This is a genomic window from Mucilaginibacter sp. UR6-1, from assembly GCF_020880975.1.
GTDB lineage: Bacteria > Bacteroidota > Bacteroidia > Sphingobacteriales > Sphingobacteriaceae > Mucilaginibacter.
Map to the genome: position 1 here is coordinate 417,929 of NZ_JAJIWP010000003.1, position 26,538 is coordinate 444,466.

General features: G+C 44.3%; 25 protein-coding genes and 1 tRNA gene. 12 read left to right on the forward strand and 14 right to left on the reverse strand.

The features are described from left to right. Nucleotides 1-61 precede the first annotated feature (61 nt). The 10 genes from hemL to LJ707_RS12305 all read left to right on the forward strand — a co-directional run bounded on the left by hemL (nucleotide 62) and on the right by LJ707_RS12305 (nucleotide 8,940). Complete coding sequence (hemL, locus tag LJ707_RS12260) at nucleotides 62-1,432, forward strand: glutamate-1-semialdehyde 2,1-aminomutase (RefSeq protein ID WP_228951315.1); 1,371 nt, start codon at nucleotides 62-64, stop codon at nucleotides 1,430-1,432. 50 nt (nucleotides 1,433-1,482) lie between these two features. Further along, nucleotides 1,483-2,358 (forward strand): sensor histidine kinase KdpD, encoded by an 876-nt coding sequence (locus tag LJ707_RS12265; RefSeq protein ID WP_228951317.1) that lies wholly within the window; start codon nucleotides 1,483-1,485, stop codon nucleotides 2,356-2,358. 10 nt (nucleotides 2,359-2,368) lie between these two features. After that, nucleotides 2,369-3,076: a response regulator transcription factor gene (locus LJ707_RS12270; RefSeq protein WP_194101113.1), complete on the forward strand. Its 708-nt coding sequence runs from the start codon at nucleotides 2,369-2,371 to the stop codon at nucleotides 3,074-3,076. After that, complete coding sequence (locus LJ707_RS12275; RefSeq protein WP_228951320.1) at nucleotides 3,076-3,603, forward strand: tetratricopeptide repeat protein; 528 nt, start codon at nucleotides 3,076-3,078, stop codon at nucleotides 3,601-3,603. The genes LJ707_RS12270 and LJ707_RS12275 overlap by 1 nt, the downstream gene beginning before the upstream one ends. A gap of 68 nt (nucleotides 3,604-3,671) precedes the next feature. Continuing rightward, nucleotides 3,672-4,697, forward strand: coding sequence for a uroporphyrinogen decarboxylase (hemE, locus tag LJ707_RS12280; protein ID WP_228951321.1), 1,026 nt, complete (start codon nucleotides 3,672-3,674; stop codon nucleotides 4,695-4,697). Between the two features lie 356 nt (nucleotides 4,698-5,053). Further along, a complete protein-coding gene (gene hemJ / locus LJ707_RS12285; RefSeq protein WP_228951324.1) occupies nucleotides 5,054-5,587 on the forward strand; it encodes a protoporphyrinogen oxidase HemJ in 534 nt (177 codons plus the stop codon). Between the two features lie 64 nt (nucleotides 5,588-5,651). Continuing rightward, complete coding sequence (locus tag LJ707_RS12290; protein WP_228952518.1) at nucleotides 5,652-6,221, forward strand: RNA polymerase sigma factor; 570 nt, start codon at nucleotides 5,652-5,654, stop codon at nucleotides 6,219-6,221. Beyond that, on the forward strand, nucleotides 6,193-7,002 hold the full coding sequence (locus tag LJ707_RS12295) for a hypothetical protein (RefSeq protein WP_228951327.1): 810 nt from the start codon (nucleotides 6,193-6,195) through the stop codon (nucleotides 7,000-7,002). The genes LJ707_RS12290 and LJ707_RS12295 overlap by 29 nt, the downstream gene beginning before the upstream one ends. Before the next feature lie 30 nt (nucleotides 7,003-7,032). Next, nucleotides 7,033-7,872: an outer membrane beta-barrel protein gene (locus tag LJ707_RS12300; RefSeq protein WP_228951329.1), complete on the forward strand. Its 840-nt coding sequence runs from the start codon at nucleotides 7,033-7,035 to the stop codon at nucleotides 7,870-7,872. A gap of 69 nt (nucleotides 7,873-7,941) precedes the next feature. Continuing rightward, nucleotides 7,942-8,940 carry an ABC transporter ATP-binding protein gene (locus LJ707_RS12305; RefSeq protein WP_228951331.1) on the forward strand — a complete coding sequence of 333 codons (999 nt, stop codon included), beginning with the start codon at nucleotides 7,942-7,944 and terminating at the stop codon, nucleotides 8,938-8,940. Between the two features lie 17 nt (nucleotides 8,941-8,957). Here the strand turns inward: LJ707_RS12305 and LJ707_RS12310 are convergent, their stop codons facing one another. From LJ707_RS12310 to ligA, 11 genes are all read right to left on the reverse strand, one after another. Then, a complete protein-coding gene (locus tag LJ707_RS12310) occupies nucleotides 8,958-10,844 on the reverse strand; it encodes a CocE/NonD family hydrolase (RefSeq protein ID WP_228951333.1) in 1,887 nt (628 codons plus the stop codon). 19 nt (nucleotides 10,845-10,863) lie between these two features. Further along, a complete protein-coding gene (locus tag LJ707_RS12315; RefSeq protein ID WP_228951335.1) occupies nucleotides 10,864-11,325 on the reverse strand; it encodes a DUF2314 domain-containing protein in 462 nt (153 codons plus the stop codon). Nucleotides 11,326-11,388: 63 nt separating this feature from the next. Then, complete coding sequence (gene pgk / locus LJ707_RS12320) at nucleotides 11,389-12,579, reverse strand: phosphoglycerate kinase (protein WP_304610903.1); 1,191 nt, start codon at nucleotides 12,577-12,579, stop codon at nucleotides 11,389-11,391. Between the two features lie 375 nt (nucleotides 12,580-12,954). Beyond that, nucleotides 12,955-13,389: a GNAT family N-acetyltransferase gene (locus LJ707_RS12325; RefSeq protein WP_228951344.1), complete on the reverse strand. Its 435-nt coding sequence runs from the start codon at nucleotides 13,387-13,389 to the stop codon at nucleotides 12,955-12,957. After that, complete coding sequence (gap, locus tag LJ707_RS12330; RefSeq protein WP_228951346.1) at nucleotides 13,389-14,384, reverse strand: type I glyceraldehyde-3-phosphate dehydrogenase; 996 nt, start codon at nucleotides 14,382-14,384, stop codon at nucleotides 13,389-13,391. Before gap ends, LJ707_RS12325 begins: the two co-directional genes overlap by 1 nt. Nucleotides 14,385-14,551: 167 nt before the next feature. Then, nucleotides 14,552-16,045: a DUF5977 domain-containing protein gene (locus tag LJ707_RS12335; RefSeq protein WP_228951348.1), complete on the reverse strand. Its 1,494-nt coding sequence runs from the start codon at nucleotides 16,043-16,045 to the stop codon at nucleotides 14,552-14,554. A 196-nt stretch (nucleotides 16,046-16,241) separates the two neighbouring features. Then, a complete protein-coding gene (gene obgE / locus LJ707_RS12340) occupies nucleotides 16,242-17,240 on the reverse strand; it encodes a GTPase ObgE (RefSeq protein WP_228951349.1) in 999 nt (332 codons plus the stop codon). 133 nt (nucleotides 17,241-17,373) lie between these two features. Beyond that, the gene (locus LJ707_RS12345) at nucleotides 17,374-17,946 is read right to left on the reverse strand and encodes an adenylate kinase (protein WP_228951351.1); all 573 of its coding nucleotides are present in this window, start codon (nucleotides 17,944-17,946) and stop codon (nucleotides 17,374-17,376) included. A 63-nt stretch (nucleotides 17,947-18,009) separates the two neighbouring features. Continuing rightward, nucleotides 18,010-18,083, reverse strand: a tRNA-Arg gene (locus LJ707_RS12350). Between the two features lie 136 nt (nucleotides 18,084-18,219). Continuing rightward, on the reverse strand, nucleotides 18,220-18,771 hold the full coding sequence (locus LJ707_RS12355; protein ID WP_228951353.1) for a hypothetical protein: 552 nt from the start codon (nucleotides 18,769-18,771) through the stop codon (nucleotides 18,220-18,222). Nucleotides 18,772-18,819: 48 nt separating this feature from the next. Next, the gene (gene ligA, locus LJ707_RS12360) at nucleotides 18,820-20,829 is read right to left on the reverse strand and encodes an NAD-dependent DNA ligase LigA (RefSeq protein ID WP_228951360.1); all 2,010 of its coding nucleotides are present in this window, start codon (nucleotides 20,827-20,829) and stop codon (nucleotides 18,820-18,822) included. A gap of 220 nt (nucleotides 20,830-21,049) precedes the next feature. Here ligA and LJ707_RS12365 point away from each other — a divergent pair, with 220 nt between their 5' ends. Continuing rightward, a complete protein-coding gene (locus LJ707_RS12365) occupies nucleotides 21,050-21,523 on the forward strand; it encodes a hypothetical protein (RefSeq protein ID WP_228951362.1) in 474 nt (157 codons plus the stop codon). A 76-nt stretch (nucleotides 21,524-21,599) separates the two neighbouring features. Here the strand turns inward: LJ707_RS12365 and LJ707_RS12370 are convergent, their stop codons facing one another. Together LJ707_RS12370 and LJ707_RS12375 are read right to left on the reverse strand one after the other, a co-directional pair. Next, the gene (locus LJ707_RS12370) at nucleotides 21,600-22,346 is read right to left on the reverse strand and encodes an EcsC family protein (RefSeq protein WP_228951364.1); all 747 of its coding nucleotides are present in this window, start codon (nucleotides 22,344-22,346) and stop codon (nucleotides 21,600-21,602) included. A gap of 113 nt (nucleotides 22,347-22,459) precedes the next feature. Further along, the gene (locus LJ707_RS12375) at nucleotides 22,460-23,089 is read right to left on the reverse strand and encodes an autotransporter outer membrane beta-barrel domain-containing protein (protein WP_228951367.1); all 630 of its coding nucleotides are present in this window, start codon (nucleotides 23,087-23,089) and stop codon (nucleotides 22,460-22,462) included. 206 nt (nucleotides 23,090-23,295) lie between these two features. Here LJ707_RS12375 and LJ707_RS12380 point away from each other — a divergent pair, with 206 nt between their 5' ends. Then, a complete protein-coding gene (locus LJ707_RS12380) occupies nucleotides 23,296-24,495 on the forward strand; it encodes a peroxiredoxin (protein WP_228951370.1) in 1,200 nt (399 codons plus the stop codon). Between the two features lie 75 nt (nucleotides 24,496-24,570). Here LJ707_RS12380 and LJ707_RS12385 read toward each other — a convergent pair whose 3' ends face one another. Next, on the reverse strand, nucleotides 24,571-26,460 hold the full coding sequence (locus LJ707_RS12385; protein WP_228951371.1) for a DUF885 domain-containing protein: 1,890 nt from the start codon (nucleotides 26,458-26,460) through the stop codon (nucleotides 24,571-24,573). Nucleotides 26,461-26,538 lie beyond the last annotated feature (78 nt).

Here is a 26,538-nt window from a genome sequence, read left to right on the forward strand (position 1 = left end):
TAACAGATAAACAAACAAAAAGCTTTAAGCCTTATGCTTTCAGCTTTAAGCATAAAATAAAATGTTCGATTCAATTAAAAAGATATTTTCAGACGACGAGGGAAAACCGGTGAGCACTACTGCCAAGCCGGATATAAGCAGGGAAAAATCTGCCGAATTGTACGAGAAGGCTAAAACATACTTTCCGGGTGGGGTAAACTCGCCGGTGAGGGCGTTTAAGTCAGTTTACGGTACGCCGCTTTTTATTCAGAAAGGTGATGGCTGCCATATATGGGATGCCGATGGTAACCAGTTTATTGATTTTTGCTGCTCATGGGGGCCGTTGATCCTTGGTCATAACAATGCCAAGGTGCGCGAAAAGGTGATTGAAACCATACAACACGGCATGTCATTCGGTGCGCCAACTGCTTTGGAGAATGAACTGGCGGATCTGATCCTGAAAAACAATAAATACATTGAAAAGATACGTTTTGTAAGTTCGGGCACCGAAGCGGTAATGTCGGCTATCAGGCTGGCACGGGGTTATACCAAACGCGATAAGATATTGAAGTTTGAGGGCTGCTATCACGGCCACTCCGATTCGTTGCTGGTAAAAGCAGGCTCAGGCCTGGTAACCTTTGGCGAAACATCGTCGGCAGGTGTACCCAAATCATTCGCCGATGAAACCATCGTGGTATCCTTAAATGATAAGGATGCCCTGCAAAAAGCATTTGAAGAATTTAAGGATCAGATAGCCGCTGTTATTATCGAGCCGATACCGGCCAACAACGGCTTATTATTGCAGCATAAAGAATACCTGCAATTTTTACGTGAAATATGTACCGCCAACGGCACCATGCTGATATTTGATGAGGTGATCTCGGGTTTCCGTGTAGGCTTTGAGGGCGCTGCGGGTTATTATCAGATCAAGCCGGATATTATTACTTACGGTAAAATCATAGGCGGTGGTATGCCGGTTGGCGCTTACGGAGCATCGGCACAAATCATGGATCATATATCGCCGGTAGGCAGTGTATACCAGGCAGGGACGCTATCGGGCAACCCGGTAGCCATGGGCGCGGGTATAGCGCAAATTACCGAACTGCTGCGCATGAGTTTTTACCGCGACCTGAACAATAAGGCACAGGAATTTGCCGAGGCTATACAACGCTTTGCAACCGCGCGCAACTATAAATTAAAGGTGTTCAGCATTGGATCTATATTTTGGTTCGCGTTTACGGATAAGGACATTCGTACCGCCGAAGATATTGAACCTGCAAGCATGGAAAAATTCAAAAAAATGCACCGTGAATTATTGAACAGGGGCGTTTATTTTGGCCCGTCGGGCTACGAGGTAGGGTTTATTTCATCAGCCCATACAAAAACTGACCTTGAAAAGGCTAAACGTGCTATATTTGACAGTTTGGACATTGTTTTCAGGCCTAATAGTTAATAACTTAGCAGTATCAATTATAAACAAACGCACACAAAAGTATATAGAGGATGAAAAGGTCACTGGTTATATTTTACGCGATAATAACCTATGCAGTTGCCGAGCTGATCTGGTGGGGGTATATGCTGGTTAAAATGCAGCCCGAACGCAGCGGCATGATCATGGGTGAGGGGTGTATGTTTGTGGGCGTGTTCTTTTTAGGCGCGTTCTACCTGCACAAATCCATGAACAGGGAGCGCAAGTTGCAGGAACAGAAAAAGAACTTTTTGCTATCCGTAACGCACGAGCTTAAATCGCCGCTGGCATCAATAAAATTATTGCTGCAAACCATACAAAAGCGCGACCTGACCAAAGCCCAGGTGCTTGATTTTATCGACAAATCACTTAACGATATTGAGCGTTTGGACGATATGGTTGAAAACATGCTGCTGGCCTCAAAAATTGAGAATAGCTCGTACACTTTCCCCAAGGCAAGCTTCAACCTGTCAAACCTGGTTGATAATATCGTTAACCGTTTACAGATCAGCAAATGCGATTGCAACCAGCAGATCATCAATGCCGAGATTGAGCCTAAAATTGAGATAACCGGCGATAAATTCGCCCTAACCTCGGTAGTAACCAACCTGATAGAGAACGCTGTAAAATATTCAAACCCCTGCCAGTCGGTAGATGTTAAACTCTATCGTAACGATGGTAAAATATATTTTGAGGTGGCTGATAACGGCATCGGTATAGCCGATACGGAAAAGGCGCGTATATTTGACCGTTTTTATCGCGTAGGCAGCGAAGAAACCCGTAACACAAAAGGTACAGGTTTGGGGTTATACATTGTTAAGCAGGTGCTTGATAAGCATCAGGCCAGCATAAAGGTAAAAGATAATGATCCGGCAGGCAGTATATTTGAAGTTACTTTCGGATTAACCTAAAACACATAACATGCAACACAAAAAACGTATATTATTAGCAGAAGACGAAGAACACCTGCTCGAAGCTATAAAACTTAATCTTGAGCTTGAAGGCTACAAGGTATCTACCGCTAAAAACGGTAAAAAAGCGCTGCAGCTTTTTAAAGAGGAGCGCTTTAACCTGATCATACTGGACGTGATGATGCCCGAGATAGACGGCTTTGTGGTTGCCGAAACCATCAGGCTTGAGAACAGCGAGGTGCCTATTATGTTCCTGACCGCCAAGAATACCAACGAGGACAAGATATCGGGCCTTAAAAAAGGTGCTGATGATTACCTGACCAAGCCTTTTAACCTGGAAGAGCTGATACTGCGCGTTAATAACCTGGTAAAACGCAGCCTGAAAGGGGAGGACCTGAAAGAGTTTAATAGCTATAAAATTGGCGATAAAACCATCCACTTCAACTCATTTGAGCTGATTAATGAGGATGGCTCAATCACCGCACTTACCAAAAAGGAAACCATGCTGCTTAAACTGCTGATTGAGCGCCGTAATGAGGCTGTATCGCGCGAGCAGATATTGGAAACCGTATGGAATTATGACGTATATCCGTCAACCCGTACCATTGATAATTTCATTCTTACCTTCCGCAAATACTTTGAGCCTGATCCTAAAAATCCGGTGTATTTCCACTCTATACGTGGTGTAGGGTATAAGTTTACCGAAGATCATCACTAATGTTCACTAACAAGGCGCGTATAATAGTAACGCTTTTGTTTTTGGCTTTGGCCGCTGTGTTTGCGTACTATCAAACCTATCAGCTCAGCGCGGTTGCTGTGTTGCTGGCCGGTTTTGTAGTATGGGGATATTTTAAGGAGGGTACCGTGATTTTAGCCGCCAAACAATTTCATCACAAGGAATTTGATAAGGCGGAGAAGCTTTTGCTGCAAATACGTAATCCTGAATACCTGGGAAAAAAGCGTCGCGGATTTTACGAATTCATATTCGGAAGCATCAGCCTGCAAAAGCGTGATTATGAAGAGGCCGAAAAGCATTTTGAAATAGCCGCCCAATACCCGTTGCGTACGGTTAACGATCATGTGGCGGCGCTGGTGCACGTGGCTACCATAAGCTACCGCAACGGTAACTATGAAAAGGCCACCGCATTTTTAGGCCTGGCCGAAAAAAATCGTGACAACATCACCGCCAAAATGCGCGAGGTGCTGAACACGTTAAAACAAGAGTTAAACAATAAAAAGAAATAGTACCCATCATTATCAAAAAGATAAACAAGTCCTCTCTCTTGGGGAGGATTTAGGAGGGGTTAAGAGGTATGAAAGATTCGTTATTTATTAAGGCAGCTTTATCTGAAAAAACAGAGCGCCCACCCGTGTGGATGATGCGCCAGGCCGGCCGTTTTATGAAAGAGTATTGGGAAATCAAAAACAAATACTCATTCCTGGAGATGTGCAAAACGCCCGAGATTGCCGCTGATGTTACTATGCTGCCGGTTGATTTGCTGGATATTGATGCCGCTATCCTGTTCTCAGATATATTGGTTACCGGCGAAGCCATGGGCGGAGATCTGAGCTTTACCCAGGGCGTAGGCCCCAAGTTTGCCAACCCGGTACGTACCGCTGCCGATATTGACGCGTTGGAAACCGACGTAAACCACCGCCTGCAATACGTTGCTGATGCTATTAAAGTGATACAGCAACGTTTGGATGGTAAAATTCCGCTGATCGGTTTTGCCGGCGCGCCGTTTACCGTAATGAGCTATCTGGTTGAGGGCGGCTCGTCAAAGGATTTTAAGCTGACCAAGCTTTTAATGCACAACCAGCCGGAGCTGGCGCATCGCCTGCTTGCAAAAATAGCCACTGTAACAGCCGACTACCTTAATCTGCAAATTGCTGCCGGTGTAAACGCCGTACAGATATTTGACAGTTGGGCCCAGGCGCTATCGTGGGATGATTATACCGAATTTTCGCACCGTTACATCACCGAGATCATCAGTAAGCTGAACCGTAAGGATATTCCGGTGATATCGTTCTGTAAAGGCAGCTCGGTGTTCGCGCCGCTGATGGCTGAGGCTAAACCGGATGTGATCTCTATCGACTGGAATGTCGACTTGAAGGATATTAAGCAACGCCTGCCGCAAGGCATCGCTGTACAAGGTAACCTTGATCCGCACATATTATACGCTGATAAAAAAGTGATAAAAGAGCGCATACACCGCCTGTTTGAGCGTATGCGCGGCGAAGATGGTTTTATATTCAACCTCGGCCACGGCATTATGCCCGATATTCCGTTTGATAACGTGAAGTACGCGGTTGGGGTGATAAAGGAGTTTAGATATTAAACTCAGCCCCCTAACCCCCTGAAGGGGGAATTGGATGTGCAGATGTGTTTATATGCAAATGTGCAGATGAAATAAAAGCGGAGGCCTGTCACCCTGAGCTTGTCGAAGGGTGAGTGGGGGGGGTGACAAAGAGGCTAATGCTTCGACAAGCTCAGCATGACATGGCGGATGCAATTAACAAGTTATTAAAAAAAACAAAAACCTCTCATAACCCTATCCTCCGGCCTCTTAATTTTCGGGTAGCAGGTTGAAGCACTACCGCTAATAGAAAATTAAAAAGCCGGCGATTTTTGTTTCTTTTGATCGCTCAAAAGAAATTTGGGACAGGTAATGAAGATGCTTAACTGAGTGCGCCAATGTACGAATACATAAAAGCCATACACATTATATTTGTAGTCTGCTGGATGGCGGGGCTGTTTTACATTGTGCGCCTGTTTATTTACCATACCGAAGCGCAGCAAAAGCCCGAGCCGGATCGCCGCATCCTGTCGGAGCAGTTCGAGATCATGGAGCGCAAGCTGTGGTATATCATTGCCGTGCCATCCATGGTGCTAACCCTGCTGGCCGGTATAAGTATGCTGATAATGGTACCCGCCTGGCTGCACCAGGGCTGGATGCACATCAAGCTCACCTTTGTTGTAGGGCTAATTGTTTACCACCACATCTGCCAAAGCAAAATAAAACAGATGCGCAAAGGCATCTTCAAATGGACGTCCACCCAGCTACGCATCTGGAATGAACTGGCGACTATCTTCCTTTTCGCCATTGTATTTTTAGTAGTACTTAAAAACTCGCTTAACTGGATCTTCGGCGTAATCGGCATTATCGTTTTCTCGATGATCATCATGTCTGCCGTGAAGATTTATAAACACTTCCGCGAGAAGAAATAATTTTCTACTTTTTTTCTTACCTCTTGCAACCATTTCCTGCAAACATTCATCTTACCTTTAAATGATGTTTTTGGAGCCAACCTTTACAATTGATGATGTGATACAGCGATGCCAAACGGGTGACCGAAAGGCATGTGAAGCTCTGTATAAGCAATTCGCTTCAAAAATGCTTGCGGTATGTATGCGTTACGCGGTTGACAGGATGGAGGCCGAAGATATGCTGCAGAACGGTTTTATCAAGGTGTTTAAAAACCTGGTGAACTATCGCGGCGAAGGATCATTTGAGGGATGGATACGTCGTATCATGGTACACAGCTCCATTGAATATTACCGCAAGCATCATAAAATGATGCAAGTGGTTGATATTACCGAGCATGGGCACGAGCAATCGGTTAACCCGGCTGCCGCGGCCAACCTCGATGCTAAGGATTTGCTGGCCATGGTGCAGCAGTTAGCCCCGGGTTACCGCATGGTGTTTAACCTGTATGCTATTGAGGGTTACACCCATAAGGAGATAGCCGAAATAGTAGGCATCACAGAGGGGGCATCAAAATCGCAGCTATCAAGGGCGCGTGCTATTTTAAAGGAATTAATTGCTAAAAGCGATGGAAAAAGGTATGAATATGCAGGATAACGAGCTCGACGATCTGTTCAGAAACAAGCTGAACGGGCTGGAAGTAGAACCATCCGGCAACGTGTGGGGCAATATTGTGGCCGGGCTTGATGTGGACAAAAAGAAGAAACCGCTATGGGCTTACATTAGCGCTGCTGCATCGGTTATAATAATTGCTACAGCCGGTTTGTTGCTCATGAAGCAGCAGGAGGTTAAGCCTGAGAATAATACCCAACGTATTACTAAAGTGCAGCCTGCAAAAAAAGTAGCTGATGTAACTAAACCGGCCGAGCAGCCGGTTCTTGCTCAAAATACTGAAAAAAGCAGTGCCCCGGTAACAACCCCTGTTGAGGAAATGCGAAATGAGCATAGTAAAAAGGAAAAATCTGCCCCGGCCAAATTAGCCAGGGTACGTGCAACACCTCTAAAACCAATAGCGGGTATTAAAACAAAGCCTATACTTATTGCCGAGGTGGCGCAACAACCGCAGCAAAGTATCAGCACACCGGTACTGCCTGATGCAGCGGTAACGCTTAGCGAAAAAAGTATTTCGGCCGAGCCCGAACCATTTAAAACAAAGCCTGTTATAATTGCTTCGGCAGGGCTGCCTCAAATGCAGAAAACAATTGCTGAGCAACCGGAAAAAAAGAAGCGCAGGGGCTTGGGTGGCTTGCTTAACGCCATCGTATCAAAAATTGATAAACGTAAGGATAAGATAATAGAATTTGAAGATAACGGCGATGGCCAAAGGCTTACGGGCATTAACCTCGGCATCATTAAAATAGAAACTGAAGAAGAATAAATCAACTTAAATATACACTACACAATATATATGAAACGCCTGATTTTTACACTAATAACCGCTGGTTTTACCACCGCGCTCTTCGCGCAAAACAATGCCGACAGTGTGGTTACTACTACCACCACAATAACTACTACTACAAGCCCCAAAGGCACGGTTACGGATACCGTTGTTCGTAAAAAACGTAAAATGACTTTCCATTTTACTACTAATAATAATGATACTATCCGCGAGGTATCTAAACATCCGGGATGGTCTTTCACGCCAACATTTTCACGCGTGGATATCGGGTTTGCCACCTTGGTTGACAACGGCAGCTTTACGCTATCGCCCGAGAACGAATTTTTGCGCTACCGATCATGGAAGAGCAGCAACTTCGGGTTTGACTTGCTGGAGCTTGGCTACCGTTTTAACAGCTCATTTAAAATATACGCCTCTGCCGGTTTTGACTGGACGCGTTTTCGCTTGCGTGAGAACGTTACCCCGCTTCGTTTCCAGGATCAGTTAACTTACAGCGTTGATGATGTTGATTATAATAAAAATGTGTTTTCATCAACCTACCTGCGCCTGCCGCTATCGTTTTACTGGAGAAGCAAAAATGATAATGCCGGTCATCGCTTCCATATTGTGGCAGGCCCAATATTCGGTTTGCTAATTGATGGCCACGTACGCCAAAAAAGCCTGGAGAACGGCGATCAGCACTTCAGGGCCGGCTTTAACATGGCTAAAGTAAGGTATGGCGGCTTTTTACGCGCGGGCTACGGCGGTATAGGTTTCTTTGCCAAATATTATGCTAACGATATGTTTGAGGATAGTCCGGCGCAAAAGGGCTTAAAGAACTTCTCGTTCGGCGCTACCGTTGGATTCTAAATTGAATACAAATTCCACTTACAAGGCTGCCTTCGGGTGGCCTTTTTGTTTTGTGTATATTTGCCGGTGATGACTGATAATTCATTTTTGCAGGCGGCAAACGTAAGCATGCGTTACCCGGGTGTACATAACGCGGGTGTAAACAATGTTGATCTGCATATACGGCCACATGCTATTACGGCCATAGTAGGTTCAAGCGGCAGCGGCAAAACAACTTTATTGCGTTTGCTTTATGGTTTGATGTCGCCTGACTCGGGGTTGATTACCTTTAAACGCGAACGTATTTGGGGCCCTGAGGAAAAGCTGATTCCGGGGCACGACAGCATGAAGATGGTAACCCAGCATACCGATGACCTGAACCTGTTTGCCAAGGTGGCCGATAATGTTTCTATACTGTTGCCCAGCACGAACCTAAAGGCAAAAAAGGAAAAGACCGAAACGGTATTACAGCAACTCAATATGCTGCACCTGGCCGGTAAGCGCATAGCCGACCTGAGCGGCGGCGAAAAGCAACGCGTAGCAATAGCCCGTGCTTTGGTTACCCAGCCCGAGGTGTTGTTTTTAGATGAACCCTTTAACCAGGTGGATACCTCATTCAGGGATGGCTTGCAGCGCGATATAAGGCAGATAGTTAAGGAAACGGGCATTACCGTGGTAATGGTATCGCATGACCCGGCAGAGGTACTCTCTATGGCTGATGTATTGGTGGTGATGAAGGATGGCGAGATCATTGAATCGGGTGCTCCACAGGAGTTGTATCAGCACCCGGGCAGTTTGTATACCGCCAAACTTTTGGGCAACTGTAATGTGCTTACAACACAGCAAGCCAAATTGCTCAACATATCATCACAAAAGCAAACCGTAGTTATTTACCCTGATGACCTAACCATTACCAGTAGCCTTAGCCACCGCGACTGGACGGTTACCGAAATACTGTTTAAAGGTTTTTACGAGGAATTGCTGCTTGAGCGTGATGGCGTTTTACTGCGCACCATCAACCTGAAAAAAGGTGCTCATCATGTTAGTGAAAAGCTGCACATCAAAGTAAACAGGTGGCTTGAGTATTAAGCCACCTGCCGTTTAAATTATTTCTTCTCTATCACCCTTACCTTTAAAAAGCTTGGGCTCGATTTAGAGGTATATACCTTATGCGTAGCTTTCTTGAAGTCGCTATCTTTAGCTTTCATAATATCCTGAAACTGCTGCGTGTTCCTGTCAATAAGCGGGAACCAGGTGCTTTGTACCTGTACCATAATACGGTGCCCCTTTTTAAAAGTGTGCAGCACATCCTGCAACTCAAAGTTTACCGGGGTTATTTCATCGGGTTTAAAAGGTTCTGGCTTTTCAAAACTGTTACGGAACTTACCACGCATGGCCTCGCTGCGCACCATTTGTTGGTAGCCAGCCATAACTACACCTTTCCCCGCAAACTTATTGCTGCTTGCCGAGTCGGGATAAACATCAATTACTTTCACAACCCAATCGGCATCGGTACCCGTGGTTGATACTTTAAGGTTGGCCCATATATCGCCTGCAAGGGTAATATCGTCAGTCAATACATCGGTTTGATAAACCAGTACATCCGGGCGTTGAGCGGCAAAACGCTGGTCGGCGGTCATGTATTCACGATCCATATCCATGCTGATGTTGTTAACAAATGGCACCGGTTTGTTCGGATCAGACACGAACTCCTCAAAAATTTCTCTTGTATTAGACGGAGGGGAAAACGATAACTTACCGCCAGGCAAAAAGTAAAGATTTTTCTCTGTAGCCTCTTTGGGCGGCCATGTAGTGTAAGTGTTCCATTTATTAGCACCGGTTTCAAAGGCGTTTATTTTAGGCAGATTGAAATCGCTTGTGCCTTTCAGATAATGGCTAAAGAATTTAAACTCTATGCTTTCGCGATAGAAAGGGCCTGTTTCGCCACCGAAGTCAACATCACCTAAATGATCACCTGTGCCCCTTGCCCAGCCGCCATGTACCCAAGGACCGATAGCCCAATAAACCGGCGTTTTAGGGTTGTTTTTGGCTAAAACTTTATACGTATTGATGCCGCCATACAAATCCTCTGCATCATACCAGCCGCCGGTAACCAGTACCGCAGTTTTTATATCGTGCAGGTGGGTCAATACATTCCTGTCCTGCCAGTGCTTGTCGTAGTTGGGATGGTCCATCATCTCGTTCCACAGGCGGATGGTATCCTTAAAATACTTCACGTTACTGTTACGCATCGAGCCCATCTCTAAAAAGAATTTATAACCATCCTCAGTACCGAAGTCGACGCGGCTGCCGCGGCGCTGGGTAGGCTTGTTATCCTGCCTGTTGGTAAAGCCCGGGTAAAAGCCAAAATTGGCCACCAGCATAAACGCACCGTTATGAAAGGCATCATCGCGATACAGATCAGCAATGGGTGCCTGCGGCGATGCGGCTGCCAATGCCGGGTGGCGGCTCAGTAAGGCCGTTGTAGTATAAAAGCCGGGATAGGAGATACCCCAAACGCCTACCTTGCCATTATTGCCGGCAACGTTTTTCAGTAGCCAGTCAATGGTATCGTAGGTGTCGGTGCCCTCGTCAACCTCCTTTTTGCTTTTGTGCTTTTCAAGTTCGGGTGTCATCTCCTCGTAAATGCCCTCGCTCATCCAGCGGCCGCGTACATCCTGATAAACAAATATATAGCCATCCTTTAAAAATAAAGGAGAGGGGCCAAGGCTGCCTTTATATTTATCGGTACCATAAGGCGCAACGCTATATGGCGTACGGTCCATCATGAAAGGATATTTCTTCGTCTTATCCTTCGGTACATAAACCGAGGTAAATAGCTTTACCCCATCGCGCATGGGTATATGGTACTCAAATTTTTGGTAGTTGGCTTTTATGTATTCGGCATCGGGGTTATTGGGCTGAGCCTTTAAGGCCGTTATGCCAAAGGCGAAAAACATCAGGCATAAAGCTATGGTGTAGCGTATTTTCATGTATGAGGTGGTGTGGTAATTATTTCATTTTGCTGCGTAGATACTTGTCGGAGAAATTGCCTTTTTCCGTTTGATGCTCGTAATCAAATATCGCCCAATCTTCAACATCTTCCTTATGGATAATTACTTTATCGCCGGTTTTTATATTTTTCAGGTTATAAGCTGAGTCGGCCAGCAGGCCATAAAATTTATTCTCTTTAAAATTCAGTATAACGCTCCACATGTGTTCGTGAGTTTGACCTTCTATAAAGTCTGACTTTACCATAAACCTATAATTAGTATCAAGCTTGTTTTTTTCCAGGCCTGTTACAAATTCGTTGATGTGGTTTTGTGCCGTGTCTTTTAAGGCCAAAAATTGTTTATCCTCTCGCTCAAGTTCAGCAAGCTTATATTTTTCACTTTGTTTTGCAGGCTGTTGGCAGGCTATAAATGTAATAACACAAGCAATGGCTAATACTATTTTTAGGTTAGGTAAATTCATGTTCAAAGCTAAATAAAAAAGGCGACCATGTGGCCGCCTTCTGTTTATCTCGATATGCAGATATTACTCGTTGATCGCTTTTACACCCGGTAATTCTTTGCCTTCCATATATTCCAGCAAAGCACCACCACCGGTTGACATATAGCTAACCTCGTTTGACAGGCCGAATTTGGTTACAGCCGCGGCCGAATCGCCACCGCCAATCAGCGTGAAAGCGCCTTTTTCGGTAGCTTTAACTACGGCATCAGCAACCGCTTTGGTGCCTTTGTCAAAGCTTTCCATCTCAAATACACCCATCGGACCGTTCCACAACACGGTTTTTGATTCTTCGATCACCTTGGCAAAAGCCTCTCTTGAATCCGGGCCGATATCCAAACCCATCCAGTCAGACTTAATGGTGTTGTTTGGCGATACCGCTGTTTGCGCGTTATTGTCAAATTTATCAGCAACAATACAATCGGTAGGTAAAATCAGGTTAACGCCTTTGGCTTTAGCTTTTTCAACCAGCTCGTTAGCCAGGTCAAGCTTATCAGCTTCGAGCAGCGAAGTGCCTATTTCGCCGCCTTGCGCCTTAACAAAGGTGTAAGCCATACCACCGCCAATGATCAGGTTATCTACCTTTTCAAGCAGGGCTTCGATCAGTTGTATCTTGTCAGACACCTTGGCACCACCCATAATAGCAGTGAACGGACGAGCCGCGTTATTCAATACCTTTTCGGCATTTTCAAGCTCGGCAGCCATCAGGTAACCAAAGTATTTAGCGTCAGGAAAAAACTGTGCTATAACCGCGGTTGAAGCGTGCGCACGGTGCGCGGTACCAAAGGCATCGTTCACGTAAACATCACCCAGCTTTGAAAGCTTTTCGGCAAAATCCTTATCGCCTTTTTCTTCCTCTTTGTAAAAACGCAGGTTTTCAAGCAGTAAAACTTCACCTTTTTCAAGTGCACCGGCTTTTTCTACGGCTTGTTCACCAATGCAGTCATCGGCAAACTCAACTTGCTGGCCCAGCAGGTCAGACAGGTGGGCAACTACATGCTTTAATGAATATTTTTCGGTCGGACCATCTTTTGGTCTGCCCAGATGCGACATCAGGATAACGGAACCACCATCCTTCAATAATTTTTTGATGGTAGGCAATGCCGCGGTAATGCGGTTGTCATCGGTAATGTTATAATCGCCGTCAAGCGGAACGTTAAAATCAACCCTCACAAGGGCTTTTTTACCGGAAAAACTTATCTGATCAATTGTTTTCATATTCAAAACTGGTTGTAAAATTCAGCAGTGCCGCAAAATCAGCAAATTATTTCAATTACGGAACGTAAAAGTTAAAAAGGCCACCGGTTTTTGGCAAAATTCATTTTATGTTAACAATAGTATGGGTGCCATTAAAATTCAAAAATGCGTAATTACGAGGCACGAAGCAATCTTTTTTAGGAGGAGCAAATTTGAAGATAAAAAGTGGCGTAGGGAAGTCACCCTGGGCTTGTCGAAGGGCGAGCGAGGAATCCTGCTAAGCGGTTAGTGCTTCGGCAAGCTCAGCATGACAAATGGATCTAACTTATGCGTCATTATAACGCTTAGGTTTCTATTCTTTTCAAGTCCTCCCTTTATGGAAGGATAGGAGGGATATCATCTCACCCTTAAATACATTACATGGTGCGGGCCTATGCGGGGCACATCAAACTCCGGTGATATTACCTCGAAGCCTACGTTAAAGTAAAAATTCATAGCTTTTTTGCGGGCATTGCACCACAGGTAGTTGGCTTGCTGGCCGCGCAAATAAACAATAGCAAAGTTTAGCAATTGATTGCCCAGGCCTTTACCACGATGATTTTCGGTAGTGGCCATGCCGCGTAGCTGGTAGCCCTTACCGGTAAACTCACCATAACTTTGCGGGTGGAATGAGGCCAAACAGGCCAGTTCATCATCAACATAATAACCGAGGTGGAATGCGCCGTCTATCTTATCCGTCGGGAAGATACACTCATGCGGTTGCAGCCGGCCTTCGCGCAGCACCTGGTTACGTACAGCTAACAAATCTTCAACCTGTATAAATCTGATCATTATTTAAGGGCATTTATTTTAACAACAAGGTCGGCAAGGCGGCTCGAGTAGCCCATCTCGTTATCGTACCAACCTACTACCTTAACCAGCCCGCCTACTATGGAGGTGAGCTGCGCGTCAAATATACAACTATGAGGATTGTCTAAAATATCGGTTGATACAATCGGATCCTCGGTATACTCCAATATATGTTGCATTGATCCTGATGCCGCTTGTTTAAAAGCGGTATTGATCTGCTCAACGGTAGTATCCGTTTTCAGGCTACAGGTAAAATCAGTAAGCGAGCCGTTAAGTACCGGCACACGTATGCCCGCGCCGCCCAATTTACCTTCCAGATGTGTAAAAATATTGGTAATAGCTTTTGCCGCGCCGGTGGTTGTAGGTATGATGGATGCCGAGGCTGCCCGTGCGCGGCGCAGATCTTTGTGCGGGGCATCGTGCAAATTCTGGTCGCCCGTCATGGAGTGTACGGTGGTTATATAGCCATCCACAATCCCCCAGTTATCGTCGAGTATCTTTACCATGGCTGCCACATTGTTGGTTGTACAGGACGCGTTGGACAGTATGGGTGCTGCCAGATCGATATATTCATCATTAACACCCAATACTACTGTAGGCACACTTTTATCAGTTGGCGGTGCGGATATGATGACCTGTTTTGCGCCGGCTTGCAAATGCTGCTCGGCACCTTGCTGCGAGGTGAATTTTCCGGTTGATTCTATCACCAGGTCAATTTCCAGTTCTCTCCAGGGCAGTTGTGCCGGTTCGCGCACAGCTAAAACTTTGATGGCTTTGCTGTTAATAACAAGCTCACCATCTGTATGCTCAACCGAGCCCTTAAAGCCCCGGTGAACCGAATCATACTTAAACAGATGGGCGAGGGTATGGGTATCCGTAAGGTCATTTATGGCGATGACCTCAATGCCGGGTTTATCTAAAATATTCCGCAGAAAAATACGGCCGATGCGCCCGAATCCGTTTATAGCTATCCTCATTGTATAAGCTTTAATGAAATACAAAATTATACAATTAAAGCGCGGCAATATTCAGTTAAAGGCAATATTGCCGGTAAACAAATCGTCCCTTGATTTATAGTCAAGGGACGATTTGTTAGTTATAAGATTGTTAGCTGTTTCATTATTAATAAAACGCTAAGCCTTTTTTATGGATTTATGGCAAATGATGCACCACTTGTACCACAATTCAGCAACACGTTAGTGAATGAAACAGAGGTTCCGAAGTTACTGTAAGACATTGTACATGATGATCCGGAAAAAGAACGAGAAATAGTAGAACCACCGATTGGAAAAATACTCACGGTGTATTTACCAGCCGGAACTGTTACAGTACCCGTATTAAACGGTTTTTGAAACACGCCTGGCGCACCATTAAATTCAATACTATAGGTGCCGCTTATTGAATTGCTTCTGGTTAAGTTTATTGAAACGGTGGCTGGAGTACAAGTACCGTTTTGGTTGGCATAATTTTGGCCGTTGTTATCAATATAATTGCGGGCAAGGGCGTTAGCCGCAGCAACCGATACCGGCGACGAATAAGTGTTAGCAGGAACAGTAAATGTTACCTGGCCAGAGCCGATACCAACGCTGCAAGATGGATAAAATACGCCAACCTGTTGCGTATTGTAGAAAGAGTTTACAGGAGTTGAGCTAAACGGTTGCACTACATACGCTTCGGCACCTCCATTTGAGCGGCCTTGAGCCAGCATAGTATTTATAAGACTATAGGAAACCCACATACAACCAGGATAGGTGCTATCACCACCACCAGTTCCCCACGAGTTTTGTAATAAAAAAGCTGCCTTGCTATCATCATAACCTATAAAACATACTGAATGACCCGAGCCTGTGGCAGGCGAATTTGTTGTAGACCATGTTGTATGATAATCAAAAGCCGTTTGGAAATCATTATAATACGCAAAACTATAAACTACAGGCAGGCCTGCAGCTAACAACTGTTTTATTTCAAAATAATTACTTACAGTAGCGTAGCTCGCTATTTTGTCAGTAGAAGCGGATGTGTTGGCAGCCGTAGTAGGTGCCGGTGAGCAAGCTGCATAAGATGGCTGTTTGCTTACTGATGCCACACCGTAATTTTTTGCACAGTTTAAACCTACCGCAGTATTGAGTCCATAACCACCATTTGGCGGACTATCGTTTATGGAACAGCTATATCCGGATAAACCAGCAGCGTATATTCTATTATAGATGTACCACCCGCTGCGCTGGCCTGCATCAGCAGTGGAGCTTTGCCAGGTCATATCCAATATTTGTTTAGCCGCATAGCCTACCGACCATGATACACAAGTACCTGTCTCTAATTGATTACCGATAGCGGGGTGCAATAGTATTACAGAGCTTGGCGGGGCAGGGTTCGGGCTAATGGCATCAACGCGCTTACCGGGAACATTTAACTGGAATTTAGGTTTTACCCCTTTAGCCTGAAGCGATGCGATCAGTTCCTCGACATTCACTTCCGGAACTTTTAAATAGGCTTCACGGTCAAGTATAGCGCCTCGACCATGTTCTTTGTTTTGTGGTTTTTTAGAATTGTCCTGAGTTTCAATTTGATTTCTCTTACAGGCACCCAGAAAGAGGAGCACCGCCATGGCGATGTAAATTTTGGTTTTGATAATCATTTTTTGATTTTGGTTAGGATTTACTTTTTGTGATAAGATTAACTACCACAAAATATAAATACTTTCCCTTTTGTCAAAATATAATTATCAATTAAAAGATATTTAATTAAAAACCACTTAACTTCTCGATATTGATGTTGTTAAAATAAACATATCCTTATATATAAGGCATTTATCTAAGAGAAATAAACAGCAATTACTGGTTAATGGCCTGCCATAGCAGATCCTTCAGCTTATCAATATTTTTTTGCGCTACCGATGATATGAAAACGTAAGGTATACCCTTAGGTACCTGCTGTTTCATCTCCTCGGTCAGCTCATCATCCAGTAAGTCTGATTTGGTGATGGCCAGCACGTGTGGTTTGTGCATTAGTTCCGGGTTATATTCTTGCAGTTCGTGCTGCAGTATCTGGTACTCTTCGGTAATGGTGCGCGTGGTATCAGCCGGGATCATGAACAACAATACCGAGTTACGCTCGATATGGCGCAGAAAACGGAAGCCCAGCCCCTTGCCTTTTGATGCGCCCTCAATAATACCCGGAATATCGGCCATAACAAATGATTTGCTATCGCGGTAAGATACGATGCCCAGGTTGGGTACTATGGTAGTAAAGGCATAATCAGCGATTTCGGGCTTGGCGGCAGATACTACCGACAGCAGGGTTGATTTACCCGCGTTAGGAAAACCTACCAAACCAACATCGGCCAGTAACTTAAGTTCGAGTATGTTCCACACTTCCTGCCCCGGCAGGCCCGGTTGCGCAAAGCGCGGGGTTTGCTGCGTGGCTGATTTAAAGTGCCAGTTGCCCTGCCCGCCGCGGCCACCCGGTGTAAGCACCTTGGTTTCGCCGTCCTGCGTTATTTCAAATATCACTTCGCCGGTTTCGGCATCCCTGGCAATAGTACCCAGTGGTACTTCCAATATCTCATCCCTGCCGGTTTTGCCGGTAGATAATGAGCTGCCACCCGGATCGCCGTTGCCTGCTATTACGTGCTTGCGGTATTTAAGGTGCAGCAGTGTCCATAACTGGGCGTTGCCTTTTACAATAACGTGCCCGCCACGGCCTCCATCGCCACCATCAGGGCCACCCATGGCGGTGTGCTTATCGCGGTGTAAATGCGCAGAGCCCGCACCCCCATGCCCCGAACGGCAGCATATCTTCACATAATCAACAAAATTGGAACCCTGGGACATGGCGTTGTAAGTTTTTTAGTCCGGAAGTCGGTATAGTCCGAAAGACCGGAAGTCTGAAAAGACAATAAGTCCGGAAAACCGAAAGATTAATTACTTTCTGACTTCCGGACTTACCGACTTTTCGGACTTAAAATTAATATTTTTCAATTACCGCTACAATGGCGCTGAAGATCTCCTCGATGGAGCCTATGCCGTTGATGCTGGTAAATTTATTTTGATTTTTATAGTAACCGGCTACCGGTTTTGTTTTATCGTTATACTCTTTAATACGTTTGCGGATGATGGCCGGGTCGGCATCGTCCGGGCGGCCTGAATCCTTACCGCGCAATAAAAGGCGGCGCTCCAGCTCGTCGTCATCAACCTCCAGGGCTACCATGCCCGATATGGCTGATGATTTTGACTCCAGCAGTGTATCCAACGCTTCGGCTTGTGCTACCGTACGCGGAAAACCGTCAAATATAAAGCCTTTAGCATCCTTATTAGCATCCAGCTTATTGCTGATCATGCCGATAACCACGGCATCAGGCACTAACAAACCTTCGTCCATCAGCTTTTTGGCCTCTAAACCAAGCTCGGTGCCCTGTGATATTTCACCACGCAGCAAATCACCGGTTGAGAGGTGGATCAGTCCGTATTTATCAATAAGTTTTTGTGATTGAGTGCCCTTACCTGCGCCGGGAGGGCCGAACAAAACCAAGTTTAGCATGCTTATAAAATTTAAATAGCCTTTCTGTACGATTACGGAAAGGCTATAATTTATTATTTTGAGTGAACTTGAAGGGAGTCGAACCCCTAACCTTCTCATCCGTAGTGAGATGCTCTATCCAATTGAGCTACAAGTCCGTATTATTTATCCCCTTTTGATTGGGACTGCAAAAATACGTTTCTTTTTAATTAGTGCAAATTTTTTTGCAAAAATAAGCAGCTTGATAAGCTATCTGCCTCATATCAAGAGCGATTATTGTTATAGATACTACTACTATTGCTCGCTTTGTAATTTAGATAAAGCAGATTCGTGAATATACCAGCGTCCTTTATAGTGTTTAAATCCTTCCAATACTGATTTTTGCGGCGACGGAACTGATCTTAATAAAACATGATGATCTGATTCATAAGGCCTGATATATACGTTTCCGACGCTGTCTGCCTCAATCATAAAGAAATCATACTCGTCAATCGCTGAGGTCATATGTTTTATTTGATTGTCACTCATATAATCCGAACAGTTACTTTGCAATACCAGCTTATTACTAATATCAAAAAAGTCCATAATAATGAATTTGCTATGCTCTACAGCATAAGGTGCGCAATTGAATCCCTTTACCCTTACTCCTGCAAAGTATATTTTAGAATTAATGTTATTGCCAGAACTTTGGTAGTGTATGTAAAATTGGTTAAAAAGACTAAAGTCAGTTTTGTCGTACTTTTTTATTAAAGCATCAGTAGCCTCTTTATAAGTTATTGGCTTAATACATGAACTCCAAACGGTAATCAGCAGTGCTAAAGGCAAGTATTGTTTTAAAGTAATCATAAAACCTAAAGTTTAAACTTAATCCGTAATCAACCTTCCTCAATCTCGCTAAATCATCCCCATCAAATCCTCATCGCTAATAATCGGCACGTTCAGCTTATTAGCCTTTTCCAGCTTGGCCGGACCCATGTTGTCGCCGGCTACCAGGTAGTTCAACTTGGCTGATATGCTGCTGAGTATTTTACCGCCGTTCTGCTCAATAATATACTTCAACTCATCGCGCGAAAATTTTTCGAATACGCCCGATATTATAAAGGTTTTTCCGGCGAGCTTATCGCTGGCAAGGGTAACCTCTTTCTCCTCAACAACAAATTGCAGCCCCTGGTCTTTCAGTTTTTGTATCTCCTCCTGATGATCTTCGCTGCTGAAATATTCTGTCAGGCTTTGGGCTATGCGGTCGCCAATTTCATCGGCGGCTATAAGTTCCTCATGAGTGGCCTTGCCCAGCGCGTCGATGTTCTTAAAATGCAGCGCCAGCTTTTTGGCAACGGTAGCGCCTACGTAACGTATACCCAAACCAAACAGCACCTTTTCAAAAGGCATCTGTTTTGATTTTTCGATACCATCCAGCATATTGGTGATCGATTTTTCGCCAAACCTGTCCATCTGCTTTAATTCGTCGGCATGTTCATGCAGGCGATAAATATCGCTGATATGGTGCAGCAACCCTTTTTGATACAAGGTTTCAATGGTTTCATCACCCAGGCCATCAATGTTCATGGCCTTTCGGTTAATAAAGTGTTGCATTTTACCAACAATTTGTGGAGGGCATCCTTCATCATTAGGACAATAAAACGCCGCCTCGCCCTCTTTGCGTTCTAAAGGCGTACCACATGCCGGGCAGGTTGTTATGTACTCAACAGGCACAGCATTCTGGTGGCGTTTTTCGGTATTTACGCTAATGATCTTAGGAATGATCTCGCCGCCCTTTTCAACAAAAACGCTGTCGCCCTCGTGCAAATCAAGCCGGATAATCTCGTTGGCATTATGCAACGTGGCACGCTTAACCGTGGTGCCGGCTAATAAAACCGGTTTTAAATTAGCAACAGGCGTAACCGCGCCTGTGCGCCCCACCTGGTAGCTTACACTAAGCAATTCGGTTTCAACACGCTCGGCTTTAAATTTATAAGATATTGCCCAGCGTGGAGATTTGGCCGTAAAACCAAGTTCCTGCTGCTGGCCGTAGTTATTTACTTTTATAACTATGCCGTCAATATCATAGCTCAGGTTAAAACGTTCGGTATCCCAATGGCTGATGAACTCCAGCACCTGGTCGATATTACCACAAAGGCGACTATGATCGTTCACGTTAAAACCCCATTTTTTCAAGGCTTCCAAACTCTCCCAATGGGTTTTAAATAAAGTTTTGTCAGTGTATAAACCATACAAAAAGCAATCCAGAGGCCGCTTGGCTACCTCGGCCGAATCCTGCATTTTTACCGTGCCCGATGCAAAGTTACGCGGATTGGCGTAAGGCACTTCGCCATTTTCAATACGCTCATCATTAAGGCGTTCAAAAGCTTTTCGGTGCATGAATACCTCACCGCGTATTTCAAAAAGTGCGGGGTAATCGCCCATATTAAGTTTTTTAGGGATGGTATGTATGGTGCGTATATTGGTGGTTACGTCATCGCCCTGTACACCATCACCGCGGGTAACGGCACGGGCCAGCTTACCCTCTTCATAGGTCAGGCTCATGGATAGGCCATCGAATTTCAGCTCACATACATACTCAAAATTATCGCCAATGGCTTTGCGTATACGCTGGTCAAAATCAAGTAACTCCTGCGCGTTATAGGTATTACCTAATGATAGCATGGGCCAGCGGTGCCTAACGGTAACAAACTCCTTGGTTACTTCGCCCCCTACCTTTTGCGTAGGCGAATCGGGGTCGGCAAACTCCGGGTGCTGCTTTTCGAGTTCGGCCAGTTGCTTTAGTTTCTGGTCAAAATCATAGTCGGCAATAGTAGGCATAGCCAGCACATAATAGTTATAATTATGCTTTTTCAGTTCGGCAGTAAGCGCTTCAATTTGTTTTTTTACCTCGTTGGATGACATAGCAACGAAGATACAGTTTTGCCCGCTTTTGCTGCAAGTGCGCAGTGCTAATGCAAAGGCTCACAGTGTATTTGAATTATTTTTAACTTTTGCGAAACCTTTTAGATCGCCGCAATGTTGTAGCATTTAAAAATATGTGTGTGCTTTTTTACCGTGCTGTGGCATAAAAATTGTTAAAGCACACACAATTAATATTTATCGTTAACCTTATTTTCAACTTATGAAAAAATTTTTTCTTTTAGCCGTAACCGCAATTGTGTTGTCAGCAACACAATCATTCGCCCAAAGCTACAAAACCGGCTTGGGTTTGGGTATTGAATTTGGTGATGGTTCAACTTTGGTTGGCCCGTCTTACAAGCATTTTTTTAATGGTAAGGACGCTGTCCAAGCCGATCTGTTATTTGGCGCTGATGCCGTTTGGCTTGGTGGTTACTATCAATACCATCAACCATTAAAAGGCACACCTTTAAAGTGGTATTTAGGTGTTGGTCCGCAATTAGCATTTGTTGATGACAATGGCTTTGATAACGGCAGCAGCACATTTGTATTTTTACGCCCTATGGTAGGTTTAGATTTTAAAGTACCATCAGCACCTATCAGCATGACGCTTGACTGGCGCCCGGCATGGCAGTTAAATAACGACTCAGATTTCGAGGCAGCCCGTTTTGGCCTTGGTTTCCGTTACACTTTTTAATGTTTTAAAACGTTAAATTTAAATCCATAAAAAAAGCCGCTTAATGCGGCTTTTTTCGTTTTTCATCAATTGTTATTTAAGGTGTAGGGACGGTTAAAATTTTTAGCGGACTAAGCCTGCGCATGCGATAGCAGTTGATGGCAGTTTCGCCCAGTTGGTTAATCAATCTGTAGTTCACCACGGCACCAACGGCCGCGCCAATAAAGGGTATCAGTTGCGCCATCTTGGCAAGGTCAATATAATCGCGATACTCCTGCTGAAATGCGCGCCAGTCAAATTCATTCTCATCATCGGGCAAACTTTGGCTGTAACCCTGCCACGCGGCAAGTTTTTGGTATACCTCGTTACGCCCCTGCTGGCTGCTGAATGCCAGTTGAAAAATGTAAAGTATATATAAACGCTCCTTATAATTGTGCACATCGTAACCGTACAAGGCGGCTATCTCAAACAGTAATTTAATTTTTATGCCGATCAGTATCGGAAAGTCGGCCAGTCCCATCAGTATGCCGCCGGCGCCGGTAATAGCCCCCTCAACTGATGCCGTACGTTTGTAAAAAGCTATCTGCTCCTTAACCTGTATCTCGCGCATGTGTAATGAGGCATCATTTAACGGAGTTTTAGTAACATACCGGGCACCAAATAAAACACCCTTTACCATTTTCTCAATGGCTACAGTAATAGCCAGGTGTACCTTTTCGGGTATAATGTTATTGATCTTATTTTGTACTCCCTTAGCTATGCGGTTACCCAGCGAAGGCTTTTTTTGCATCCGATGCTGCCAAAACTCCAGTTGTATGTAGGCCTGCTCTTCGTACTGTGTCATAAGCTGATTATATTATTACCTGATTATAATGTATGACAGTTGATGTGGCGGGCTTGTTACGATAAATTTTCAAAATCCCTCTCTGTATTTTGTACAGAGAGGGCGCGCCGGTATTACCAGCTATAGAAAAAACCGAGGTTTAGGTTATTGACAAAATTTGCACCGAAGTTATTAGATGAGCCTTCATAAAATCCTTTTGATTTAGAGTGGGTGTAATAAATGCTGCCGATTGATGAAGTTATACCCAGGTGTTTAGTAGGGTAAAAAACAAAATCAAGACCCAGGCGCCCGTTATAGCTATCCGTATTAGTTACCTGATCATTTTGTATGGAGTATTTGCTGGTAGATTTATCACGAGCGTATGTGAATGACGGGCCTGTACGTATACCTATCTTATCATTAAATAAAACATATTTACGTAATTGTATTCCGGCAAAATATCCATTAACTTTTTGTAAAAACTCTGTGTCATTATTATCCTGACTGTTTTTTTGATAACTGTAACCGGCCAATACACCCAAATCCAATTTATCCGCAACAAAATAGGCGTAGTTGATACCCGCGTTATATATGTTTAGTTTGATGTTGCTTGATATGTTAATTGCACCATCAAAATAGTTATTCTTACTATCTGAGGTTTGAATGGAAAATGAGGCGCCGATGTTTTGTGTGCCCTTTTCGGTTTGGGCAAAGGCAGTTGAGGAAGCAACGCATAGCAGCATTGCAGCAATGATCTTTTTCATGAAAATTGTGTAGTGTGTTAAGTTGAAATTGTGTGTTTAATTGTCAGTATGACGGCGCCGAAAATGGATGGTTTAACGCCTATTTGTAATTTTTATTAACTGCTTAATAGTCTGCTAAATAAAATAAATTTACTTGTCCTTAAACCTTATTCATCTATGCATCTCCAAGTATAAATCTTATTTTTAATACTAAACCTCATAGCCGTATGTCAACCTTAAAAACAATTTTTGTACTTATAAGCTTGTGCTTGCTCAGCAACTTTGGTTTTTCGCAACCAAAAACCGGTGCAGCCGATTCGCTAAGCGGATATATTACTCTTAATATTGATGTGGCCACGCTTAAAGATACCGCCGGTGTTTTCAAAGTTCGCTTTGGTGGCGAAACGGTGTTCCCGGTGATAAAAGATGGCAGGCTTACGGTCAAACATTATCTAAAGGAGCCAAGAAGAGCTTATTTAACATTTTATCCGAGAGATAGTATTAAAGTTGATCCGAACCGGTCAACAGATAATATAGTGGTGCGATATAATGACTATTATACTTTTTTTTCGCACCCGGGCAACTTTAACATCACTGTAAACAATTTTATAAATACCAGCCGGATTGAAAATCCCAGCCAGTATCAAAAAGATTATGCAAACATGGAATTGAAGCTTAGCAAGTTTCAGGAAAACTTTTGGCAACTAAATGCCGACAAGTATGCAAAGTTACGATCAGCTACCGGAAAGTTAAAAGATTCATTGTCAGTAGTGATGCAAAATATGTCGACAGAAGCCTATCGTAAACATTACGATGATGTAGTGCTTCCGTATATCAAATCGCATCCCGATTCACCTACGGCCTTGCATTTACTGGAAGAATACTCATATACTTTTGTGGTAAATTATGATGCGTTAGAGTTATTGTATAATAATTTTACAGACAGGATAAAGGCCTTGCCAAGTGCCCATTTTGTGTATAATGCTATTGACCGGCATCAATTTCAAACTAACCTGCTTGGTAAGGTAGCGCCTGATTTCAGCCTGAAAGATGTTGCCGGGAAAGAAGTGGTATTAAAAAGCTTTAGGGGTAATGTTACTTTGATTGAGTTTTGGGCCAGTTGGTGCGGGCCATGCAGGGCAAATAACCCGGGTTTGGTTAAGGTATATAATAAATTTAAAGCGAAGGGCTTTAAAATATTAGGCATATCGTTAGATCGTAAAAAGGATGATTGGTTAAAGGCCATCAAAACCGACGGGCTAACCTGGACGCACGTATCTGACCTGAAATTCTGGAATGGCGATGTCAGTAAAATGTATCACGTCACCGCGATACCGATTAACTATCTTATTGATAAAGATGGCAAAGTGCTCGCCAAAAATTTAAACGAAAAAGCACTTGAAGAACAGCTTGCAAAGTTGTTGTAACAGCCCTGTTTTTTGAACAAACAAAAAGCGATGCAGGTGGTGCATCGCTTTTTGTTTAGGTTTAATTATGAAGCTTTATTGTGCGCCGCTATCAGTTTTGGCCGGTTTCTTTTCTTCGGCTTTTGGTGCCTTCTTTTCGTTTTTTTCTTCAGGCTGATCGGCTTTTTTATCGCCTGGCTTTTCAACTTCGTTGGTCAGCATAGCCTCTTTTATATATTTTACCGGGGCGCTGCCGTAGCTCAAAAACTTCTCGTTAAATTCTTTGAGGCGATACTTGTCGGCCATTTTTTTCTTGTACTCCTCGCGCAGCAGTTTTATTTCGTGGTAGCCCGTAAAGTAGCTGGTAAGCTGCACGCTGCTTACGCTAACGCGTTTCCATTTACCTTCGGCCTCAGCCTGCTGCTGGAATGCTTCTTTAGTAAGTAGCTTTAGCGCCTGCTCACGTGTCATGCTGCCTGCATGTACGCTGTAATCCAATATGGCGTTGCAAACGGTGCGCAGGTTCCATTTACACCACATCAGGCGCATCTCGGGCTCGTTCCCGCCGTATCCGGCATCAAGCATCATCTCCTCGCCGTAAACAGCCCAGCCCTCAACCATGGCACCATTGCCCAATACCGATTTTATTAAACTTGGCGCCTTATTGGCGTAAACCAATTGGGTATAGTGGCCGGGTATAGCTTCGTGAATGTTCAGTATTTGCAGGGTATAGTCGTTATACTCTCGCAGGTAACTTTCGGCGCGGTCTTTATCCCATCCATCCAAACTGCCTACGTTGTAATAAGTGTTGCCATTTTTTTCGTACGGGCCTGGTGATGATACCGATGCCCCGGCCACACCGGCCATGTAAGCAGGTTCGCGGCGCACAACCAGCGGTTTGCTTGGGTCCATGGTCAACAGGTCTTTTTCCTTAACAAAGGCACTTAGTTTAGGTATCTGCTTTTCAATAGCTGATTGAAATTGTGCGGGCTCTACGTGTTTTAATGATAGTGCGCCAATAATATCCTCAACAATGGCCAGTGAGTCTGAAGGTATCTTTTTATCGCCCATGTATTTGGGCCAAAGTTCCTTGCTGAGCTTGATCATCTCTTTATGAAGAAATTTTTTGCGCTCAACAGCGGCATTAAACATTTGCTGCGACGTAAGGGCCGATTCTATCTCGTAATTAAACTTTTCATCATATAATGACTTACCCAGCCTGAAACTGCGGCCTTTATCGCTCCTGATGGTTTTTAGCCACGCTGTAAAATTGCGGATCACCGCCGCGCTGGCCTTTGCCCTTTCGCGCATCAGCTTTTGCTTAGGGTCGGGCACGCTGCTTTTGGTTAGCGAGTCAATAAAATCCTTTTCAATAACATCAACACCGCCGGTCATTTGGTCTATTGCCAGGTCAGTAAGTTCGGGCACAGGGTTTTTTACGAGTTTTTGCGCATCCTTATAATAAGCCGGTATAGCGGCCATCTTTTCGTAAAAGCTTTGCAGTCTTTCAGAAAGCGGCGCATACTTCTCATTTAAAATATAAGCAAAGCCGCCAATAATGTTATAGCTTGTTGGGTCCCACTCATAAGCTTTTAGCGATCCGTATGTCCACTCTGTTTTGCGCAGGTAGTTTTGAATAAGGTTAAAATCCATACGGTTACTGGCGCTAAGCTCATTTTGAGGATAGTGGCTCAGCGAGTCGAGGTTGCTTTTGGCAAAGTCAGTCAGCTTTTTTTTCTGTTCGCTTGGCAGCACCAGTACGCTATCATACTTATGGTAGCCTACGGAAGTCGCCCAATCGGGGTTGAGTTTCCAAAGTTCATCTAAAAATTTACCTTCATAGCGGGTAAACGAGTCGTTATTCTTTTCTTCATCAGAAAGCTCGCCGCCCATGCCATCCTTTTTACAGGCTGATAAAAAGGTGAAGCCGCAAATGGCGATAAGCAGTAATTTATATAAGGTACGCGCGCTAATAATCATGCCCATAAACTTAAAGCATTTAGTTTAAATAATACAGTGTAAACCTAAACAAAGGTTTAAAATTTCAGTCAACCTTACGCTATC

What these genes read in the sequence shown, in the direction of transcription:
- hemL (WP_228951315.1), top strand. Translation starts at nt 62, where the DNA reads ATGTTCGATTCAATTAAAAAGATATTTTCAGACGACGAGGGAAAACCG.
- hemJ (WP_228951324.1), top strand. Translation starts at nt 5,054, where the DNA reads ATGTACGAATACATAAAAGCCATACACATTATATTTGTAGTCTGCTGG.
- LJ707_RS12300 (WP_228951329.1), top strand. Translation starts at nt 7,033, where the DNA reads ATGAAACGCCTGATTTTTACACTAATAACCGCTGGTTTTACCACCGCG.
- gap (WP_228951346.1), bottom strand. Translation starts at nt 14,384, where the DNA reads ATGAGGATAGCTATAAACGGATTCGGGCGCATCGGCCGTATTTTTCTG.
- LJ707_RS12265 (WP_228951317.1), top strand. Translation starts at nt 1,483, where the DNA reads ATGAAAAGGTCACTGGTTATATTTTACGCGATAATAACCTATGCAGTT.
- pgk (WP_304610903.1), bottom strand. Translation starts at nt 12,579, where the DNA reads ATGAAAACAATTGATCAGATAAGTTTTTCCGGTAAAAAAGCCCTTGTG.
- LJ707_RS12270 (WP_194101113.1), top strand. Translation starts at nt 2,369, where the DNA reads ATGCAACACAAAAAACGTATATTATTAGCAGAAGACGAAGAACACCTG.
- ligA (WP_228951360.1), bottom strand. Translation starts at nt 20,829, where the DNA reads ATGTCATCCAACGAGGTAAAAAAACAAATTGAAGCGCTTACTGCCGAA.
- LJ707_RS12295 (WP_228951327.1), top strand. Translation starts at nt 6,193, where the DNA reads ATGGAAAAAGGTATGAATATGCAGGATAACGAGCTCGACGATCTGTTC.
- LJ707_RS12380 (WP_228951370.1), top strand. Translation starts at nt 23,296, where the DNA reads ATGTCAACCTTAAAAACAATTTTTGTACTTATAAGCTTGTGCTTGCTC.
- LJ707_RS12275 (WP_228951320.1), top strand. Translation starts at nt 3,076, where the DNA reads ATGTTCACTAACAAGGCGCGTATAATAGTAACGCTTTTGTTTTTGGCT.
- LJ707_RS12325 (WP_228951344.1), bottom strand. Translation starts at nt 13,389, where the DNA reads ATGATCAGATTTATACAGGTTGAAGATTTGTTAGCTGTACGTAACCAG.
- LJ707_RS12355 (WP_228951353.1), bottom strand. Translation starts at nt 18,771, where the DNA reads ATGATTACTTTAAAACAATACTTGCCTTTAGCACTGCTGATTACCGTT.
- LJ707_RS12305 (WP_228951331.1), top strand. Translation starts at nt 7,942, where the DNA reads ATGACTGATAATTCATTTTTGCAGGCGGCAAACGTAAGCATGCGTTAC.
- hemE (WP_228951321.1), top strand. Translation starts at nt 3,672, where the DNA reads ATGAAAGATTCGTTATTTATTAAGGCAGCTTTATCTGAAAAAACAGAG.
- LJ707_RS12335 (WP_228951348.1), bottom strand. Translation starts at nt 16,045, where the DNA reads ATGATTATCAAAACCAAAATTTACATCGCCATGGCGGTGCTCCTCTTT.
- LJ707_RS12385 (WP_228951371.1), bottom strand. Translation starts at nt 26,460, where the DNA reads ATGGGCATGATTATTAGCGCGCGTACCTTATATAAATTACTGCTTATC.
- LJ707_RS12290 (WP_228952518.1), top strand. Translation starts at nt 5,652, where the DNA reads ATGTTTTTGGAGCCAACCTTTACAATTGATGATGTGATACAGCGATGC.
- obgE (WP_228951349.1), bottom strand. Translation starts at nt 17,240, where the DNA reads ATGTCCCAGGGTTCCAATTTTGTTGATTATGTGAAGATATGCTGCCGT.
- LJ707_RS12375 (WP_228951367.1), bottom strand. Translation starts at nt 23,089, where the DNA reads ATGAAAAAGATCATTGCTGCAATGCTGCTATGCGTTGCTTCCTCAACT.
- LJ707_RS12365 (WP_228951362.1), top strand. Translation starts at nt 21,050, where the DNA reads ATGAAAAAATTTTTTCTTTTAGCCGTAACCGCAATTGTGTTGTCAGCA.
- LJ707_RS12345 (WP_228951351.1), bottom strand. Translation starts at nt 17,946, where the DNA reads ATGCTAAACTTGGTTTTGTTCGGCCCTCCCGGCGCAGGTAAGGGCACT.
- LJ707_RS12370 (WP_228951364.1), bottom strand. Translation starts at nt 22,346, where the DNA reads ATGACACAGTACGAAGAGCAGGCCTACATACAACTGGAGTTTTGGCAG.
- LJ707_RS12310 (WP_228951333.1), bottom strand. Translation starts at nt 10,844, where the DNA reads ATGAAAATACGCTACACCATAGCTTTATGCCTGATGTTTTTCGCCTTT.
- LJ707_RS12315 (WP_228951335.1), bottom strand. Translation starts at nt 11,325, where the DNA reads ATGAATTTACCTAACCTAAAAATAGTATTAGCCATTGCTTGTGTTATT.